This window comes from Hallella bergensis DSM 17361, assembly GCF_000160535.1.
GTDB lineage: Bacteria > Bacteroidota > Bacteroidia > Bacteroidales > Bacteroidaceae > Prevotella > Prevotella bergensis.
In genome coordinates this window covers 268,526-288,031 of record NZ_GG704781.1, presented here as the reverse complement: position 1 = coordinate 288,031, position 19,506 = coordinate 268,526, and the positions used below count along the sequence as shown (strand labels likewise).

Sequence of the window (19,506 nt, the reverse complement as noted above, 5' to 3'; positions counted from 1 at the left end):
AATTATCAATGGAAAAATTTCATTCTAAAATAGCTTCAGGCGTTCTCATCTTAGCAATTTCGCTTGTTGGATGTACCAACATCCTGGAAGAAACAGATCGGCAGGGATATACTCCAGAATACTTCAAAACCAAGGCCGGTGTCGAATCCGGAATCACATCGCTCTATGCAAACCTACGTTACTATTGGGGCAACGGCTACTGGCTTATCGCCAATGAAACGGGCACTGATGAATACACTTACGGCCACGGTGGAAACAACAACGACCTACCCATCGATATGTCCGGCCAAGGCGAACTCAATGCCACCAACTGTCGGGCAGACGTGTTATGGAACACAGCGTTTTCCGACATCAACACGGCATGTGGCGTGCTGGAAAACGGTGAGCAGGCAGGCATTGCCGAGAGTCTGTTGTCTGAAGCCCGCTTTTTCCGAGCTTACGACTATTTCCAGCTGGTGCAGACTTTTGGCGGCGTACCACTTGATTTGGGATCAGGCGAACTCAAGTTTAACACCAAGCCAAGCCGAATCGCTGTTCGCAACACCGTGCCGGAGGTTTACACCAAAGCGGTTTTTCCCGACCTCCTCAAGGCCATTGAGAGCTTGCCCGAAGTGGGTCGTGTGACAGGTGGCGTCACCAAGACTGCGGCACGACTCATTCTTGCGAAAGCCTATCTCACCTATGGATGGTGGTTGGAAAATCCCAACAATATTCCCACATATCCCAAGGCTGACCGAACCGATCCGGATGGGCACAATGCCCAGTGGTATTTCCAGCAGGCTTATGACGTAGCCATGACTGCTATCAAGAATCCGGGGGCGTTTGGACTGCAGAAAACCTTCTACTTGGTCAACCTTGGTTCGAACGACCGCAATAATGAGATTGTGCTCTATGCTGACCACAACGAGAACAACAACTATTATGACGGTGGCACCAACTTTGACTGGGCTAACGGAAATGCTCCTGGAAACTTCGCACGATGGATGTGTCGATGGGACTACACTTTCTTGGAAAGCTCCACCAGTCCAACTTCTTGGACAAGTGCCCGTACCGTGCAACGTGAAGCCGTACAGGGTAAAGATCGCCCCTGGAAGCAGATGGCCACACCCATAGAGGTGTCTACAAAAACGTTTGCAGACAAGACACATGACTCGCGCTATGATGGTACTTTTGCATATCAATTCCGCGGTAATTGGAACAGGACATCTCTGGCCTCTACCACAACTATGTACAATGCCAACTTCCTGCCCATCCAAGCAGGAGACTCGGTACTGACGTTCCTCGACGAGGACGACCCCAACGTGATTTATCCTAAGGCCGGAGAGGTCAACGTTGCCGGTACAGGTAAGACGGCAGCAGGATATAGTAATGTAGGTGCAGGAGTGCTGCCCGGACGTGCCGACTATGTTATCAATCCATCAGGCATCAGCCGATATGCCTACCTGAACAACTGGAAAAATGGTATCTACCGCACAGACAATGGAGCGACGCTTGGTCGTCCCAATGGTGACAGCCCGCGCCCATACCCTATACTGAAGTTTTCTGAGTTATATCTCATTGCTGCCGAAGCTGCTGTCAAGGGGGCTACGCCACAGGGAGGTTACTCCGCAAGAGACTTAGTCAATGTATTGCGTGCTCGCGCAGGCGTTTGGACTTACGACAACAATAGGCAACGGACCAAGATAGCTGACCACAGCGCTGAGATGATGGCCAAGACACCGTCAACTATCACTGTGGATTATATCCTCGATGAGCGCAGCCGTGAGTTCTTCGGCGAGGGCTATCGCTGGTTGGACTTGGTGCGCACACAGATGTGGGCTGCCAAGGCTGGCACATACAGTATCTGCGGCACACAGGCTGGTGACCACACACCGCAGATTGTCACCCGCACCATTACGCCAGAAAAATATCTTCGTCCTATTCCACAAGGACAAATAGATGCTCTTCAGATGACTCCGGAGGAGAAATCTGCATTCCAAAACCCAAGCTACTAATTTGGGAGGCGAGGTTAAAAACTAAATGATTATCCCGGACTTTGTTGATGGCAGTTAGCCGACAGTTATCAACAAAGTCCGGGACTTTTTATAGACTGACCAATGGTCGCATATCCGGCACACATCTGATTTTACAGATGAACTCTACAAATCTACATCCATCGGATATATCACGTCCCACTCCTTGCGAAGCGTATCCATCTGCTGCATGATACTGATGGTTTCAACGTGTGGCATCATGGGCGACTCCTGCAGTCCTGCGTTGATACACCGACAACACTCCATCACTTGATATTCATAACCATTGACCATATCCTCAGGCTTCCTGACAGTTTCCACCAATTCATAGTTGCGGTAAACATCTATCTGCTCGGGGCAGTTGATGTTGTCTACCCGGATATAGCCATCTACCCCACTGATAATGCCCTGCCGATCGTTCAGACAGAGCACCCCAGACTGCAGGTTGGCCATTTTGTTGTCAGCATAAGTCAGGGAGATACATTCGTGCATGTCTACACCCGTATCACCCAGTATGCAGTTGGACACTGTTTTTACGATGTCGGTTCCAAAATACATGCGTGCAAAGTTCAGCGTATAGACGCCCAAATCGAGCAACGCACCACCACACAGTCCGGGTCTTATGATGCGTTCCTTATGCTCCATCATGTAACACAGAGTGGCCGTCAAGGCACGTGGTTCGCCAATAATTCCGCTATCCATCAGTTGTTTCACCTTTTCAGACAGCGGCATGTATCGCGTCCAAATGGCCTCGGTAATGAAAACGCCCTTCTCACATGCCGCGGCAATAAGCTTTTGAGCTTCTCGGGCATTGGCCGTAAACGACTTTTCGACCAGCACGGGCTTGTGATTTTCTATCGCCAACATGGCATGCTGATAATGGTGTGAGTGTGGTGTGGCAATATACACCAGGTCCACTCCGTCGTCCTCAACCAATTGGGTATAACTGCCATACGCCTTTTTCACATTCCATTTTCGTGCAAACTCATCGGCTTTGGCCTGCGTTCTGGAAGCAATGGCGTAAACTTCGTAATCTTTCAGGGGAGCCAAGGCTTCGGCCATCTTACCGGCTATCCACCCTGCCCCAATAATTCCTACTTTAAACATAGTTCCTCAATTTATAGTGTTCGCATGAACCTGTTTGCATCTCATCTCCGACAAGGAGACTCGTTCATGAAAAGATAGGAGGGACGATAGCCGCCACAATCTACAACAATCTTCTCGAACACGATGGCCGGGTCGTTAGGTCGTATGACAAGCGTGTACAAGTCTTGAGCCGAACTGTCTATGGGCAACTCTATGACAGATTCCACTACACGGCGAGCTACCGTGGGATAGTATATGCTGTAAATATTTTCCTTCTTCTCATTAAGATTTTCGTTGAATCGCACTTCCTTGGGTTGCCCACCGTTCAGCGAAACCGTATAAGTCAAACTGCCCTTGTTGGGGTAGTCGAGTGTGGATTTCACGACGACATGCACCTTGACCGTGTTGGTCTTGATGCCGTTCAGCGAGAATTTGTAGGTTAGCATAGCGCCGTCTGTTAGCTTGTCATAGGGCATCAGGGTAAGGCCGCTACGTGTGCGTCCCATGTGGGGTATCACCGTCCATTGGGCCTCCGCGGCATCTGTTGCCGTATGATAGTGTTCGGCCTCCATGGCCACCACGCTATCTTTTGCCGTAAAGACATAGCCGCCTGGCTGCGTATTGGCAACGCGGAATACTTTGGGCATGATATCCTTGGGGAAATCATCGTTCCAAGATTTGTAGCCAATGTGCTTCTGAATCATCATACCGTCCCACTTACCCCCGGCTATTTCCTTGTTGTAGCCAGCACATAACAAAGAGTCTCTCCTGAAAGCATCGGCCACCCTATCGGCCCAAATATTGGCATCCGGATTGTTGAGTTTGTAGAGCTTGTGATTCATGGCCTGCGCATAGTACATCTCATAGATATTGGCCATAGCCTGCAGGGGAAAAAGGATAATCTGCTGATAGGCATCCCGGTGGGTGGCTGGCAACGTGATATACTGGCGCAGCGCCTCAGCCTCAAGCTTGAGATATTCATCGGTCACCTGCTTCCACTCCCCCGTTTCGATGTTGTACGTGTTGGCATCGAGCATTTCGGCTGTGATGCGACCGTTGTACTTGCACAAAAGATTGAGGATGCGTGCAGCCTCGTCGGCCTGATGATCACCGAACAACTCCCGGCAGAAAGACACGGCGTGATCAGTGATGTTGGCTGCAGTGTATCGATTAGGGTGCCATGCCATGTCGAAATAGAGCGATATGGGATATTCCATTGGTTTGAGGTCGCCCACATTGAGTATCCAAATACGGTCTATGCCATGTGTATAAGCCAACTGAAGCTGCTCCCACATATTCTGTATGGGGGTCACGTTGAGCCATTTGCTGTTGCGTGGCGCGCCCACATAGTCTACGTGATAATACAATCCCCATCCGCCCTTACGGTTGCGTTCAGCGGCCGAAGGCACACGGCGGACATTGCCCCAGTTGTCATCACAGAGCATCAGTGTGACATCCTCGGGCACGCGCATACCCTTGTCGTAATATTCCAACACTTCTTTGTACAGTGCCCATACCTGTGGCGTTTGGCTTGCCGGGCGACCCGTTACATCGGCTATGATCTTACGTTGGTTTTTCACAATGTTTTTCAGTAGTCGTGTATCGGCCTCATCACTCATAGCCTCGTCGCCATCGCCTCGCATGCCAATGGTGATGATGTCATCCGTATGTTTAGTCCGTTCGATGCCTTCGCGGAAGAACTTGTCGATAACGGTCTTGTTGGTGCGATAGTTCCACGCACCATAATTCTTACGGTTGCGGGCCCATTCCTGATGGTTGCGGGCCATGGGCTCGTGATGAGAAGTGCCAATGATAACCCCCATTTCGTCGGCGGTCTTACTGTTCAACGAATCGTCGGCATAGAATGCCCATCCCCACATGGCAGGCCACAGCATGTTGCCCTTGAGCCGAAGTATGAGTTCGAACACCTTGGCATAGAATCGGTGGTCGCCGTAATTAGTCCCGAATGTGTTTTTCACCCATGTGGTAAGGCAGGGCGCTTCATCGTTGAGAAATATCCCCCGATACTTAACAGCTGGTTCCCCGTCTGTATACTCCCCATGGCGAGCATATATCACATTGTGCTTGGCAATGGGTGCGTCTGCCCAGTAATACCAAGGAGACACACCTATCTGACGGGCGAGTTCATAGATGCCATAAATAGTGCCACGCTTGTCGCTCCCGGCAATAACAAGTTTATCATCAATAGTCTTGATGACAAACTTTTCGTATTTACCTTTGAGGTCGGACTGTTTGATGATGCCACGCTTGACAAAACGGTCTATAGCCTTGCTTTTACCCAAAGTACCAATGACAATATGCCCGTCTGCATGAGTTTGCGCTTTAGTTCCCGTAACGGCCTCAAAATCTTTCTGAAGGCTTTCGATAGCGATTTTAACACCGGGAAAATCATTGGCATCGAAAGAGATGACAGCGGGGTAATCTTTGTCTGCAAGCCGAACACCGCTATTGTTGTCATAGTCGACAAATGTGGGGGCTGCCTGAGCGTATAGCACCGCAGAGAGCAGGAATAAGATAAAATTGATTTTCTTCATTTGTTTATTGATATGTAGTGTTGATGAGAAAAAAGAGATGCTCTATTACCACGCGGACGCGTATTTCCAAGAAATACAACGTGCATCGTAATAGAGCATGCTCATCATCAAAAGTGACGTATTCAACCACAGCTGTCACGCCAAGCTGTTGCTTTCGGATTATTTACCCGACAAGCCATCGGCAAATCCGGCATAGGTGTGCTTTCTGTTATAGTTTACGTCCCATAAGCCAATAGGCATTCCGGCTCTCCAGAAACTGTCCTCAGGGCTGTCGGTAACAGCCCAGGCCGTGATGCCATACTGCTGATTGACAGGAATGATTTCAAGATACTTCTCCACGATAAACTTATAATAGCCCGCCATGGCATGATGTTGCTCTTCAGTCACCTGGTCTGTCTTGATCTCTTTTCCAGTCTCATCGGCGATGCCCATATCGAGCTCGGAAATACGAATGAGTTTGCCAGTAGCCGCCAACTTGTTAAGCATGTTGACAACAGCTTCCTCGTTGCGTTTCTGTGTGGCAGGATTGAGCGAATAGGAAACGTGCATCTGTGTGCCGATACCGTCAATCTTTGTCACTCCGTCAGACTCCCAGTACTTCACCATTTCGATAAGTCCGTCGCATTTCTTATTGTTGTTGTATGCAGCCTCAAGGTTATAGTCGTTGACGAATAGCTTCAAATCGTCGCCACCATATTGGCGGGCAAATTTAACGACCACACGGACATAGTCCTTGCCAAGATAGTCTTGCCAATAGAAGTTGTTCTCGCCACCCTCGACGGCGCCCGATTTCAGCTGGAAGGGATTGCCGTCGGACATAGGCTCATTCACCACGTCCCAAGCCTTCACCTTGCCGTCACAGGCTTTCATCATGTTGCTGACCCACTGCTCCATGGCCCAAGTGAGCGTATCGCGTTTCTCCTCATCAGTCAGCGGTATGCTGTTGCCCTTAACCATTTCGAACACCTCAACATCATCAAAGAGGATGGTTCCTGCCAAGGTGCCAAGGTTCAGCGTGAGGCGTTTGCAGTTGTCACCCGTAACGGATGTGGAAACGGTATATTCTTTCCAATCGGTTGTGAGGTCCATGTTGGGGAAGTTTCCTCTGCCGCTATAGTCCGCAGGATTTTGGAACCCGGCACCTACAGTACCTTCTACACTGCTCTTGGCCCAGAAATGCAAATAATAAGTGTTTCCCTCAGTCAAAGGCGACTCGAAGTCTATCGCAACCTGTGCTTCCCAGGGATTGACAGCAGAGGGATTGGTAAATTGCATACAGTGGCTGCCGTCATGAGAACCAGCAACATTGGTTCTCGTGGAATTGTTACCCCAGCCACCTATTGTGTTACCATCCTCAAAGTCGTATTTCACAACCGTCTTGGGTATGTCAACAGTAGGCGTTGCTCCTGTGTACAACTCAAGGTTGTCCATATAGATATCGCCAGCATAAGAGCCAATGCTGAAAAGGAAGCGGGTAGCCCCAGCACCGGTCACTGTAGCCTCTATGGTGTACTCTTTCCAATCGGTCGTCAGATTGATGACAGGAAAGTCACCACAACCTTTATAACCATTGGGGTTTTGATAACCGGCTGTAATCGAACCTTCTTGCGAGCCCTTGGCCCAGAAGTGGAGCGTGTAGGTCGTGCCCTCGGTCAGTGGTTGTGCAAGGTCTACCGCCATTTGGCTTTCCCATGGATTGGTGACAGACGGGTTGGTGGCTTTCATGCTCTTGCCGTCATAGCCGTTATCGATTACTTTTCGCGACTGGTTGTTTCCCCATCCACCAATAGGTTGCCCGTCCTCAAAGTCGTGTTGGAAAACATAGCTTTTGCCGCCGTCTCCCTCTGGTATGCGGTCAGCAATGAGCTTGCCCAGATACTTTATGTTTTGCTGTGCATGCCATGCTAAGGTGTGGCCGTAAACCGAGAGGCCGGCTTCAGTGGCCTTATCAACAAACTCCTTGACGACGGTAAAGTCCATCGAGCCGTCATCACCCACAACGGATGAGTATTTGAAAGAATTGCCCGTAACCAACTCATCGAAGTTACCCACATTGAGTGCATATACCAAACCCTGCTTATTGAAGGTGGCAGCATCTGTGGCTCCGCCCAATTTGAACATAGGATACTTTGCCCGGTCAACATAAGTTTTCAAATCTCCGTATTCGTTGAGATAGGCGTATTGAGCACCACGCTCCGGGGCTGCAGTCCTAAAATCCTGATAGTTGTCATCAGCACATGAGGCAAACGTAAGCGCTGCCGCGGCCATGACCAATATTTTTGTTTTGTTCATAGTGACTTGCTGATTTATTTTTGTTTGTATACTGTGGCAAACTCTTGACTTTTCACTCCTCTACGTTGCCATATCAAAGTGTCGCGGGTGCTAAAGGAAGCATCAGAGAATTCTACCTTATAATCAAGATACATCGCGTCGCGGTCTTTATTGCCCCATGCTTTTTTCTCTGACTTAACCTTGTAAGCTCCCGTTCCAGATACCTTCACACCGTTTGTTCCGCTCTTGATCGTGCAGTTATCCTTGTCGTCGAAGGAAAGAATTAAGTCACAATTATAATTCTTCTTATTAACGGTATAGGTAACGGGATACTTGATGGAGTTGAGAGAAAGCGTGGTGATGCCTGTAAAGATTTCATCCTTGTCAAGACGGCCGGCATGACGCACGTTTTTGTATGTACTACCACCGGTCTTGATTTCGTCGATACCACGACGAATATATTTCGCATCATACTTGCAAATATATTTCACCAGGTAGAGAACATAATTCTTGGGCTGAACATCCCAGTAGGGAGCATTGGTGAGCTGAGGTGTCTCGCCGGCGACCATCGCTTTACCCGAAAGAATAGAATCAGCACCTGTCTGACTTTTCATCAGAAGCGGAATAACATAATTGTTGGTCAATGCCTTTGGATCGTTGAAGAATGCATCGGTAAACTGCACATCAACATAACCCTTCACATCACCATTGAACTTAATGGTGTTGCTCCCCAGAGTATAATAATTGGAGGGCATGGGCAAGACAGGAGTCTCGCCATCGGAAAAATACAGATTGTTGCACAAGGAGTTGTCAACAGCCACTTCAATATTAATGTTGCGACCGTTATAGGCACCACCCATCGTTGCTCCAATCTTGCACTTGTGTGCATTGTCCAATGTCACATCGTATTCGTCTTCACCCATCACCAACGTTCTGACGGGATTCTGCGTGGGGAAATAGACAGTTACACCCTTTTCATAATCAGGAAAATCTATTTCCCCATTCTCACAGGATACGGCAAGCATACCCAGCATGAGAAGTGCCGACGCAGTTAAAATATTGTATGTTTTCATTTTATAGAGTTTAATCATTTGTCACGAGTTACCAGCCCTTGTTTTGCTCAAGATTAGTCCACTTGCGGGTTTCCGAGAAGGGTATGGGGCCGTAATACATATATTCTTTAAAATCGCGAATTTCAACCTTGGGCAGTACCTTGTAGGTAAGCGTACCAGCACTATTCTTATCGATCTCCATGCCGTGAGCAGCCTCATTGAGTTTGCTCAAATCGACTTTCCAACGACGGAGGTCATAGAAACGATGGTTCTCAAAACAGAGTTCAAGGCGACGCTCATTGCGAATCAACTCGCGCATTTTGTCTTGATTGCCCTTGATTGATTCAAGATAGGCATCACCGTTGCCAGCACCTACGCCGGCACGTGCGCGCAACGCCTTGATTACATCATAAGCAGAGTAGCCATGTGTGCCTCGTCCCGTTGGCCCCCAAGCTTCGTTTGCCGCCTCAGCATAGGCAAGGAATATTTCCGTGTACCGTATACGGGCAAGATAGTGGTTCTGGGTTGTCGAGTTGGAAGGATCCAAGTTGATATCACTACGCAGTAACTTACGCAGATAATAGCCCGTACGTGTGGAGCTGCCGCTTTCACGGTTTAATGCATCGCGGTTGGTTCCATACACGCCTGTCGTGATTGTCGATCCGGCACTTCCAATAGTACTCTCGTTGAGCAGGATGTAAGCAGCCAGACGCGGGTCACGGTCGGCATAGGGGTTGTCAGCATTGTATCCGCTGTTGGCATCGGTTATGGGGTATCCATTCGCCATAGGGAAAGCATCAACTAAATTCTGTGTCGGATTGACACGACCCGAACCATAGAGAGAGGGAGGATAGTTGTTAGACTCAAGATCATTGTTCGAGCCTCGGCTAGCACGCCAAACAATCTCCTTGGGGTCGACACCGGCCTTGAGGTTGTCAATTTCTTCGTGATTATCAAACCATTTCCAACCGTTGGTATCAATACCACCGATACCGTCGATATGGTCGAGCACAACTGCGGCATAGTCGGCAGCCTGTGCCCAGCTCATCCCAGAATCAGCGTTGTAGGCAGGACTTGCTGCCAGCAAAGCCACCTGTGCACGGAGAGCCCCGGCCACCTTGCCATTGATTTTGCCACGGAGATGATTACCAAAGGCACGGTTGTATTCGCCCATGGTGCCTCCCTGACTGGCATATTTGGCAGGAACATCGTTATCAGAAGCTACATCTCCATCCTCGTAGGGCAACAACACCAGGGCGCTATCCAAATCAGAAATGATCTGATCCACACAAGCCTTAAATGTAGCACGGGGTTGATTGAAATCGGAAGAGGCGCCTTCTGAATTCAAATGGATTTGTACTCCCATGAGTTGTCCATCATTGGTGTAGCCAGCATGAGCACGCAAAAGGTAAAACATCTGCAGAGCACGCAGCGCGTAACTCTCACCCATGAAGTGGTCGCGGAACATGCGATTCAACACAGGGGTATTGGCCCATTTTACCTTGTCGCAGTTTTCAATCATGATATTGATATACTGAATGGCATTATATCGGTTTTGCCACTGTGAAAGCGGATCGTTGTCTGCTGCCCACGAACCGGTTGCAATACGCAGATAGTTGTTGCTAAAGTCGTTGGTAACAGCATCGTCTGTGGCAAGGTCACTATTGGGTGCACCCTGATAAGGCAACAACACATAGGCGTTGGCCAAAATGCCCTGCGCATAAGACGGCTCCTCCCACATGGCTTCAATGGATCGTTTGTTCTCCAATGCCGGCTCAAACAAGTCGTCGCATGCGGAGAAAAGCGGCACGGCAATTAAAAACAGCAACTTATATATATTCTTATTAGTCATAGCTTGTGAAGTTTTAGAACGTTAGTTTCACACCGAGATTATAGAAACGAGCTGTCGGCTCGGAGCCTACATTCATTTCCATGATCTCACGATTCTTTGAGATGGTCAGCAAATTGCTTCCGCTCACATAAGCCGACAATCCGTGAACAAAGGAGTTGCCAAGCATGGTGGACGGGAAGTCATAGGTTAATTGCACCTTGGCCAGATTAAACTGGTCTCTTGAATACATCCAGAAGTCAGAATTGGTGAAGTTATTGGCTCCGTCACCCGTTGTCAAACGTGGATATGTGGCCGTTGAAGCAGTCTCGGGAGTCCATCTGCCTCGCACAGGAGCTGAGTATTTTTTCTCTCCGCTAACCCACCAATAGGAGTTGTTTTTGAAAGCCTTAGCACCAAAACCTCCTGTTCCGAGAACAAAGAATGTGAAGCCTCTGTACTTGGCCGTGAGATTCAATCCCAATGTCAACGGGTCTCCATACCATCCGCCTCGGCCAAGATAAACCTGGTCTTTGTTATCGATGATATTGTCGCCATTCTGGTCTTTGTACTTCAAGTCACCAGGGGCGATATTACCACTCAAGCGACTTTGGCTGGGAGAGTTGGCAATATCTTCCTCACTCTGGAAATAGCCAAGGCACTCATAACCCCATATGGCATCCACCGGGCGTCCCTGACGATATTGATACTCATCAAGAAAGTTGGTATCGTTGCGCTTGGTAGCTTTCGTATCATAATATGTAGCATTCAAGCCCGCCGAGAAGTCAACCTCTCCAAACTTCTTATTGTAATTCAATGAGAAATCAAAACCTATGCGACGGTCGTTGTCGTAGTTCATATACGGAATGAACGTGGCATCAGGATAGTAAGTGAAGAAATAGTTAGGATATGAGGCATTGCCTGTAATCACCTTTCCATTGAGCGTGTTGATAAAGAACGAAGCATCAGCCGTCAGGGTTCTATTCCATAGCGAAGCCTTCAAATTGGCCGAGAGTTCCTTGCGCTTCAAGAAGGTCAAATCCTCGTTACCTCCTCGGTTTGACACGGTGGGGTTCATGGAGACACCCTCTGTCCAACCCCACCAATAAGCATTGGTCTGGCTGAATGCGCCGGCATACATGTAATAGTCATCAATACCTATATCGGTATTCAAGACACTGCCACTTACACTGAAAAGCAAATCATCGAATGCAGAGTCCTCCATGAAGGATTCGCGCGCCAGGTTCCACCCTAACGACAGCGAGGGAGAGAGTGCCTGACGATGTCCTTCTGCCAGACGAGCCGAATGTATGGCGGCAGCAGAGAAGTCAGCATAATACTTGTGATCATAGTTATAAGCCAGCTTCAGACCTAAGTTTGCATTACTGGTCTTGTGGTATTGCTGCGAGAACGTCTGCTGATAGCCATTAACAACCAACTGAGCATTGACATTGTGCACTCTGTCGAAAGTCCTCTCATAGTCGAAATGAGCATTGAAGTTCATCACTTGGTTATCCGTGCTGTTGCTGATATTCTGTACACCCGACTTCTTGTCCAAATTGAACTTGTTTAATCCTACAATGACGTCCTTGCCTCCATAGTTCGACCATTTCGGCTCATAGGTGGCAAAATCATTGTTATAGGATGTAGTGTAAGACGTCTGGTAGTCTACTGAGAACTGTGTATGGAAAGACAATCCCTTCAGCACAGCGTCCAACACCACATCTATTCCGGCATCGAACTGGAACTGCCTGCTGGTGTACTTGCTACGTCCACCGGCATAATAAGAAGCGAAAACGTTTTTCAGATCGCTCTGCGTACCACCAAGGAAACCACCGTCAAAAATATTTTGGGTCTCGCCAATCATCTTTCGGGCTGCCAACGCATTAGGATCCAAATAACTCATTGGAATAATCGGACTAATACGATTGGGACGGAAAGTCGATGCCGTGCTCCAGTAATTATCGCCCACTGGTGTCTTCTGGTCATAGAAAGTCACATTGGCATTAACATAGGCTGAAATGAAGTCGTTGAGCCGCAAGTCGACATTACCACGCACATTGAATCTTTGCCGACTGTTGTTCTTGGCCTCTCCAAAATTCAGATAATCGCCGTTGCGATAGTAGCCAATGTTAGCATAATACTTAGCCAACGTTCCGCCACCGCTTATCTCCGTGTTAACATCAGTGCGATTGTAAGCTTTCTTGATATAGTCCGAGGAATAGAAATTAACGTTCGGGTAGCGATAAGGGTTCAAACCGTTGCCGTAGTTGTATATCTGCTCCGGTGTATAAAGTGGATTCAGTCCATCGTTGGCCAAAGCCTCATTGTAGAGTGTCATGTATTCAGCAGAACCCAAATACTCAGGATAACTCTTGGCTACGTTCCATCCGGTGTTGACACGTACATCAACACGCAGCGGACCCTCTTTTCCACGTTTCGTTGTTATAAGTACAACGCCCTTGGCACCACGACTGCCGTAAAGCACCACAGCCTGTGCACCCTTGAGAAACGTGATGTTCTTAATTTCGTCGGGCTTCACGTTGTTAAGATCGCGTGGCACACCGTCGATAAGGACAAGCCAATCGTCCATTCCCCATAGGGAGTTACCATTCCAACCTCCTACATAACCTACCGTGTTGTCAAGGCTGTAGGTGTTGTAGCTTTTCCTTGTCAGCTCCTCAACGTCTACAACCGACACACCCCCAAGCGTCTCCTTCAAGGGTGTCTTGGCAAAGGCAATAGGAACATTGTTGTCTGTCTGCAATGTATCTGCCACAACTTCATCCAAGCCTTGGGCTGCCATGGGCAGATGACACGCTATGACTGCCAGAGCCGGTAAAACAGTACATTTATATATATATTTCATATCTATTCAATGCTATTTATGATTTGTGATTGTGTCTTAGCTTACCAACCGGGATTCTGTGGGAAGTCTTCGTATAGGTAAATGTCCTTGTCGAGTAATGGGAACCAATAATGCTTGGTACCAAATACTCTGGTTACAATATTCTTTTCTCTCCAGTTGGAAACCTTGGCATCACGAGGGTCATTATTCTTGAAGAAGCTTTCGTTCTCCTGACGGTCGAACTCCTGCGATGTCTTGATATTGTAAGGATATACCGTGAGAAGCAACCAGCGTTGCAAATCGTTGAAACGGAAACCTTCAAACGCAAGCTCTGCGGCGCGCTCCCGACGAACCTCATCCATGAACTTATGATCGTCTGCAACATACGAGGCGTTCACATGACCTGAACCAACTCTGTCGCGAAGCACGTTGATGGCGTCTTCCGCGGTCTTGCCATAGTTGGTAGACTTAGCCGAAGCACCGCCAAAAGCAGCGCAGGCCTCAGCATACATCAGGTAGATGTCGGCCAACCGCATATAGGGCAAGTAAACGTGCAGGCTACCGCTCCAGTTATACGCTCCGTCAAACTTGTTGGCCGTATGGGGCACAAGTTTCTGGGTGTAATATCCCGTGCGGCTCGCATTGGCTGCATCACGTGTCTGACCACCCGTGTAGAAACCGGTATACTGCTGGTTGTGACTGGGGTCACTAGCAGGAATCGTAGTATTCACATATTTGAAACCATCAAAGATAATGTCGTGATAAAAGCGGGGATCACGGTTCTTGAACGGATGTTCCGGGTCGAATCCGGAGTTCGGATCAGTAATGGGCAAGCCATTGGCCATACCATAGGCATAGTTCACATAGTTGGCCGTGGGCTGATGAATCACATTGTCATGTTCCACAAGACTGTTGATTTTTGTACCCCACGTCTTGGTAAAGTTCCAGTTACTACCATTGTAATCGGTAGACGGTCCCCGCATAATAGCCTCTGTGCTTCCCGGCATCTTCCAGTTCTGCCCCGTGGTATAGAATATATCAGAGTAGCAGGTTTTTGCCGAAGACGATTTGATATGGTTATAAATGTCACTGTAGTCAAACTCGGCAAGCGCATACTGCGTCTGTCCGCTTTCCACGAGTGCGAGCAGTTCGCCAAAGGCCTCTGCCGACCTGCGGGCATATTCCTTATTATAATCGTATGTCTTTTTGCCGTCCAGTTCCGCACCATGTTCCATCAGCGGACTTGAAGCCCACAGCAACACCTTGCCGAGATAGCCAAGAGCGGTGATCTTATTGATACGCAAATCGTTCTTGCCAAGAGTTTTGCGACCCACAGTCGTCTTGTCCCAATTAACCGGCAGCAAGTCGGCAGCCTTGCGGAAATCCTCTGCACAACTGTCCGCACATTCCTGAAACGACAGGCGCGGATATTCCATCTTTTGTGTTGCGGCAATACTGTGTTTCAGGTAGGGAAATCCGCCGAACCATTGCATCAGTTCCTCATACCACCACGCACGAAAGAAGTATAGCTGACCGGCAATGATGTTCTTCTCTTCCTGGCTGGCAACAGTGAGTTTATCCAGATTTTCAAGCCCCATATTGGCCTTGCGTATGCAGTACCAAGCATGGCGCCAAAGAGAATGATTGAATTTATTCATGGGGTCAGAATTGACCGGGGTGCGGTAAAGCCAGTTCTGATTATTAGTGGACCAATTGCGGAATGCACCGAGGTCTACCTGGTGGGTCATGTGGCTATCGCCCAAACCGCTGTTCATGATTTCGTCATCACCCCAGTTGAATGATGTAACCCAATAACATTTCTCCTTATCGGGTATACAGTTGTACATTTCCTCAATATACCCCTGGAAGTTATTGAAGTTTACAAACGACACATCTTCTGATACGGTCGAGTCGGCCTCTTTGTCCAGATAATCTGTGCAAGAGGTCATTCCCGCCGATATGCAGACAGCAATGGCGCTGTATGCCAAAATACCATATATTTTTTTCATTGTCATCATATCTTATTTGTTAGAAGCCTACGCGTAATCCAAAGTTAATACGTTTCACCGTAGGATAGGCACCCTGTCCGCCCGCACCGGCAAAGTTAGACTCGCGGTCGTCCGGCATGCGCGACCATACCCATAGGTTATTGCCACTGACATACAGTCTGAGATTTGAAAGCCCAATGGTCTTCACCCACTTCTGTGTGAAGTTGTAGGCCAACTCAATGTTTTTCAAGCGCACGTAAGAACCGTCATACAAATAGCGCGTGCCACTGGCATAGTTCGCTTGCTGTGAAATCCAGCGCGAAGGAGACACGTCAGCATTCATGTTGTCAGGTGACCACCAAGATCCTTGGTCGAAGACAGTGTTCATCTTTCCGCCAAAGTTGGTCAGCGTCACCTCACGGGTAACGTTGGTTACACCATAGAACTGTACAAAGAAGCTAAGTCCTTTCCACTCTGTACCCACGGTAACACTGTACGTGTTTTGTGGTGATCCGGAATAGCCGTATGGGGCCTGGTCATTGACATCCACTACGCCGTCACCGTTGAAGTCGACGATATATTTGTCGCCCGGCAATTTCATCTCATTGTTGGAGTCGAATCTCGGACTGGCATAAATCTCGTCATAACTATTCATATAGCCCCTGTCGATATAGGCATGTGTCTGCCCGATGGCATATCCGGCAGCTTTTCTGTAAGCAGGGAGCAAGGGTTGGTCATCCTTCACGATAATCTCGTTTTCAGCATGGGTCATGTTCATATCACCCCAAACTCGCAGACCGGTAGGAAATACCTTGTTGACACGCAATGCCAACTCGTAACCGCGGGTCTTCACCTCTCCGAGGTTAGCCGTAACAGCACTCTGTCCGAAATAAGAAGGCACCGACCGGTCGCCTCCACCAACAAGAATGTCGGTACGCTTGTCGCGGAAAACATCCACACTTCCCACGAAGAGTCCATCGAAGAATGAGTAATCAGCACCGATGTTGAGTTTTCTCACCTTCTCCCAATGAACATCCGGATTACCTACCGAAGCCTCTCGATACCAAGTGTAGGGACTTGAGCCATGGTTGACATCCAACGATGCATTACCACCGTATGCCCACTGATTCATGTAGAGCCAGCGCGAAGGCACGTTGTCGTCTCCAATCTCACCATATGAAACACGAAGCTTCAACATGTCGAGGAACTTCACATTTTTCATAAACTTTTCCTCTGTCACCATCCAGCCGAGTGCGCCAGAGTTGAAGAAAGCAAAACGATTGTCCTTGCTGAATTTCTCAGAACCATTGTAGGCACCGTTATATTCTATAAAATATTTCTGTGCATAATTATAGGTCGTACGAAATGCCCAGTCCTCGCGATAGTTAGGCACCATGCTTCCCCAAGCCGTTTCCTGACGGCTGAACAGTCCCATGGCAGTAAGGTCATGAACACCGAATGTTCGTGCCCAGTTCATTTGCAACTGATAGTTAAGATGTCGCTGCGTGCGCCAGTTTTGCACCTCTCCACCTTGTATGGTCCAATTGACGGGTTGTTGAAAGTCGAAATGGTTATTGTTCTCATAAGCCTGCTTGTAGGTTACTTCACCCGTCAGCGGGTCAATCCATTTCCGCTGAGCATCATTGAAGAGGTCGTTGATACCGCGTTTCCACTCCACAAAGACATTATCCCACGATATCATGCCATGGAAGTTCAATCCCTTGGTGATAAAGTCGAGCTTCTGGTCGAGCGAGAAGTCGGTGTTGATACGGGTCGTCGTGTTCTTCATGGTACCGCCAAGCGACATCTCCTGTGCCGAGTTGGTCACATTGGTGCCCGAGGGATAGAAACCCCACGATCCGTCGCTGTAGGTGGGAAGAAATACGTCGGGTGCAATGTTGTAGGCACCGGCCCACTGCTGTGCCACTGCCCAGTCGGATGTACTGTTATGTTCCGAGTTGTTGTACGGAGCCTTCTGCTGACCATTCGAACCAGCCACATTTACTTTCAGGGTTGTGGTCTTGGTGATTTGAAAGTCAAGGTTGCTGCGAACGTTGATGCGGTTGTAGCCGTAACCGGAGTTGTAACCACGGTTATTATCGTAAACGCGGAAAAGGTCGCCTTCATTGGCAAAATCGACCGACGCAAAGTATTTCACGAATTTTGTGCCACCACTTACATTCAAGTTGGCATTGTAAGACATGACGGATTTCTTAAACAAGGCGTCCTGCCAGTCTACGTTAGGATAGCGCTCACGCTGTTCCAAGGAGGTTTGGTTGCGATAGTTGTCTATGAATTCCTGTGAGCGGATATCAGCCCACGACTCGGGGCTTAGGTTCAGCTCATGCTCTATGGCCCTGTTTCTCATCATCAAGGCATCGTATGCATCGTATTTGTTGGGAAGCTTCGATGGAACCTTGACAATAGAGTTGAAAGTGGCATTGATGCGGGCTCTGCCCTCGTTACCACGCTTCGTCGTGACAAGGATAACGCCGTTGGCTCCCTTCACACCATAAACAGCCGTAGCCGAAGCATCCTTCAACACCGAAATGTTTTGTACCGAGGAAATGTCCACGGAACTCATCGGTCGCTCTATACCATCTACCAGTACGAGCGGAGAACTGTTGTTCCACGAACTTGAACCGCGGATGACAATCTGCGGCTCTTCCTCACCGGGCAAGCCCGAACTGGCCATGGTTATTACGCCTGGCAGATTACCCGTCAGGGCAGCGCCGACATCTGTAATACCTGCCGCACGCTCGAGCACCTTGCTGTCGGCTTGGGTGATGGCACCCACAACACTGGCTTTCTTCTGCTGTCCGTAGCCCACAATCACAGTCTCCTGCAAGATATTGGCTTCTTCTCTTAACACAATCTTCAGCTCGGTCTTTGAGCCTAAGGCTACTTCCTGAGTTACCATACCTATATATGATACAACAAGTGTAGCTTGTCGGGCGTGGGGAACCGAAAGTTTGAAATTACCGTCAAAGTCGGTAATGGTAGCAAGTTTTTCATTGCCTTTAACCATAACGGTTACTCCTATCAGAGGTTCGCCCAATTCGTCACTCACGTTTCCCTTAATCATCGTGTTCTGTGCCACGGCATTAGTCAGGCCGATACAAAACAGGAACACATTAATCAAAAGAAACTGCAATAGTTTGTCTTTATTCCTTTTCATGTTTTAAGGTAAGTAAATTAAACATTTGGTCTTATTATTCCTAAGGTTGGTTTATTAAGATTGATATATAATCATATGTGTGCTGCAAAATTGCAGACTAAGTTTTATTCCATGTGGTCATCGTTTTTTGTTTCGTTAGAAATGAATATTAGGTTTCTCGTTGCAAATATACGAAGTAAATGGCAGGGTTGGAAATTATCCTCCACCTAAATATTACAGATATATTTCACAAACGTTCAAAAATGTTCCACCGCTTGTTCCACCCCACTGTTTATGGGCATTCCGCAATGATAACGTTCATCAACAAAAACGTACATGTTTCGACACTATACATTCATCCGAGGAATGGATTTTGTAAAAAAACAAGCTTGAAATCTGGGGTCTAACCGTCTGCTACTCTGGAAAAATAAAATGAAAAATGACCGTCAGACTTGTCATTTCCAACAGCTTCTTTTTGTGCTCGCGCCACGGTTGCTATCCTTTGGCACTGCGATTCGACCCTCAAGGCATGACGTTACGGCAGGAATCATGCTGCGTCGAAGGCTCAAACGCACCATGATTAAGCCCTAAACGCAAGGTGAAATAAAAACTCATGAAGACACAAAAGAAAGAAATATGACACAAATCGATGAATAACAACATATTAAAGAAAACCCGAAAAATGCGCGTATTTGAGACCACGGCACCT

General features: G+C 48.2%; 9 protein-coding genes. 1 reads left to right on the top strand and 8 read right to left on the bottom strand.

Annotation, left to right across the window (positions count from 1 at the left end; all coding sequences use genetic code 11):
* Window positions 1-8 precede the first annotated feature (8 nt).
* A complete protein-coding gene (locus tag HMPREF0645_RS05135; protein WP_007173839.1) occupies window positions 9-1,994 on the top strand; it encodes a RagB/SusD family nutrient uptake outer membrane protein in 1,986 nt (661 codons plus the stop codon).
* Between the two features lie 144 nt (window positions 1,995-2,138).
* Here the strand turns inward: HMPREF0645_RS05135 and HMPREF0645_RS05130 are convergent, their stop codons facing one another.
* The 8 genes from HMPREF0645_RS05130 to HMPREF0645_RS05095 all read right to left on the bottom strand — a co-directional run bounded on the left by HMPREF0645_RS05130 (window position 2,139) and on the right by HMPREF0645_RS05095 (window position 18,818).
* Complete coding sequence (locus tag HMPREF0645_RS05130; protein WP_007173838.1) at window positions 2,139-3,119, bottom strand: Gfo/Idh/MocA family protein; 981 nt, start codon at window positions 3,117-3,119, stop codon at window positions 2,139-2,141.
* A gap of 41 nt (window positions 3,120-3,160) precedes the next feature.
* The gene (locus HMPREF0645_RS05125) at window positions 3,161-5,653 is read right to left on the bottom strand and encodes a glycosyl hydrolase 115 family protein (RefSeq protein ID WP_007173837.1); all 2,493 of its coding nucleotides are present in this window, start codon (window positions 5,651-5,653) and stop codon (window positions 3,161-3,163) included.
* Window positions 5,654-5,812: 159 nt separating this feature from the next.
* Window positions 5,813-7,945, bottom strand: a complete 2,133-nt coding sequence (locus HMPREF0645_RS05120) for an endo-1,4-beta-xylanase (protein WP_007173835.1) — start codon at window positions 7,943-7,945, stop codon at window positions 5,813-5,815.
* A 14-nt stretch (window positions 7,946-7,959) separates the two neighbouring features.
* Complete coding sequence (locus tag HMPREF0645_RS05115; protein ID WP_044123413.1) at window positions 7,960-8,997, bottom strand: DUF5627 domain-containing protein; 1,038 nt, start codon at window positions 8,995-8,997, stop codon at window positions 7,960-7,962.
* A 28-nt stretch (window positions 8,998-9,025) separates the two neighbouring features.
* A complete protein-coding gene (locus HMPREF0645_RS05110; protein WP_007173833.1) occupies window positions 9,026-10,828 on the bottom strand; it encodes a RagB/SusD family nutrient uptake outer membrane protein in 1,803 nt (600 codons plus the stop codon).
* Window positions 10,829-10,841: 13 nt separating this feature from the next.
* Window positions 10,842-13,673, bottom strand: coding sequence for a SusC/RagA family TonB-linked outer membrane protein (locus tag HMPREF0645_RS05105; protein ID WP_007173832.1), 2,832 nt, complete (start codon window positions 13,671-13,673; stop codon window positions 10,842-10,844).
* A 41-nt stretch (window positions 13,674-13,714) separates the two neighbouring features.
* Window positions 13,715-15,661 carry a RagB/SusD family nutrient uptake outer membrane protein gene (locus HMPREF0645_RS05100; RefSeq protein WP_044123412.1) on the bottom strand — a complete coding sequence of 649 codons (1,947 nt, stop codon included), beginning with the start codon at window positions 15,659-15,661 and terminating at the stop codon, window positions 13,715-13,717.
* Window positions 15,662-15,680: 19 nt separating this feature from the next.
* Entirely contained in the window at window positions 15,681-18,818 is a 3,138-nt protein-coding gene (locus HMPREF0645_RS05095) for a SusC/RagA family TonB-linked outer membrane protein (protein WP_007173830.1), read from the bottom strand.
* Between the last annotated feature and the right edge of the window lie 688 nt (window positions 18,819-19,506).

Excerpts from the sequence above, each read along its gene's own strand:
- HMPREF0645_RS05135 (WP_007173839.1), top strand. The coding sequence starts at position 9 with ATGGAAAAATTTCATTCTAAAATAGCTTCAGGCGTTCTCATCTTAGCA.
- HMPREF0645_RS05130 (WP_007173838.1), bottom strand. The coding sequence starts at position 3,119 with ATGTTTAAAGTAGGAATTATTGGGGCAGGGTGGATAGCCGGTAAGATG.
- HMPREF0645_RS05125 (WP_007173837.1), bottom strand. The coding sequence starts at position 5,653 with ATGAAGAAAATCAATTTTATCTTATTCCTGCTCTCTGCGGTGCTATAC.
- HMPREF0645_RS05120 (WP_007173835.1), bottom strand. The coding sequence starts at position 7,945 with ATGAACAAAACAAAAATATTGGTCATGGCCGCGGCAGCGCTTACGTTT.
- HMPREF0645_RS05115 (WP_044123413.1), bottom strand. The coding sequence starts at position 8,997 with ATGAAAACATACAATATTTTAACTGCGTCGGCACTTCTCATGCTGGGT.
- HMPREF0645_RS05110 (WP_007173833.1), bottom strand. The coding sequence starts at position 10,828 with ATGACTAATAAGAATATATATAAGTTGCTGTTTTTAATTGCCGTGCCG.
- HMPREF0645_RS05105 (WP_007173832.1), bottom strand. The coding sequence starts at position 13,673 with ATGAAATATATATATAAATGTACTGTTTTACCGGCTCTGGCAGTCATA.
- HMPREF0645_RS05100 (WP_044123412.1), bottom strand. The coding sequence starts at position 15,661 with ATGAAAAAAATATATGGTATTTTGGCATACAGCGCCATTGCTGTCTGC.
- HMPREF0645_RS05095 (WP_007173830.1), bottom strand. The coding sequence starts at position 18,818 with ATGAAAAGGAATAAAGACAAACTATTGCAGTTTCTTTTGATTAATGTG.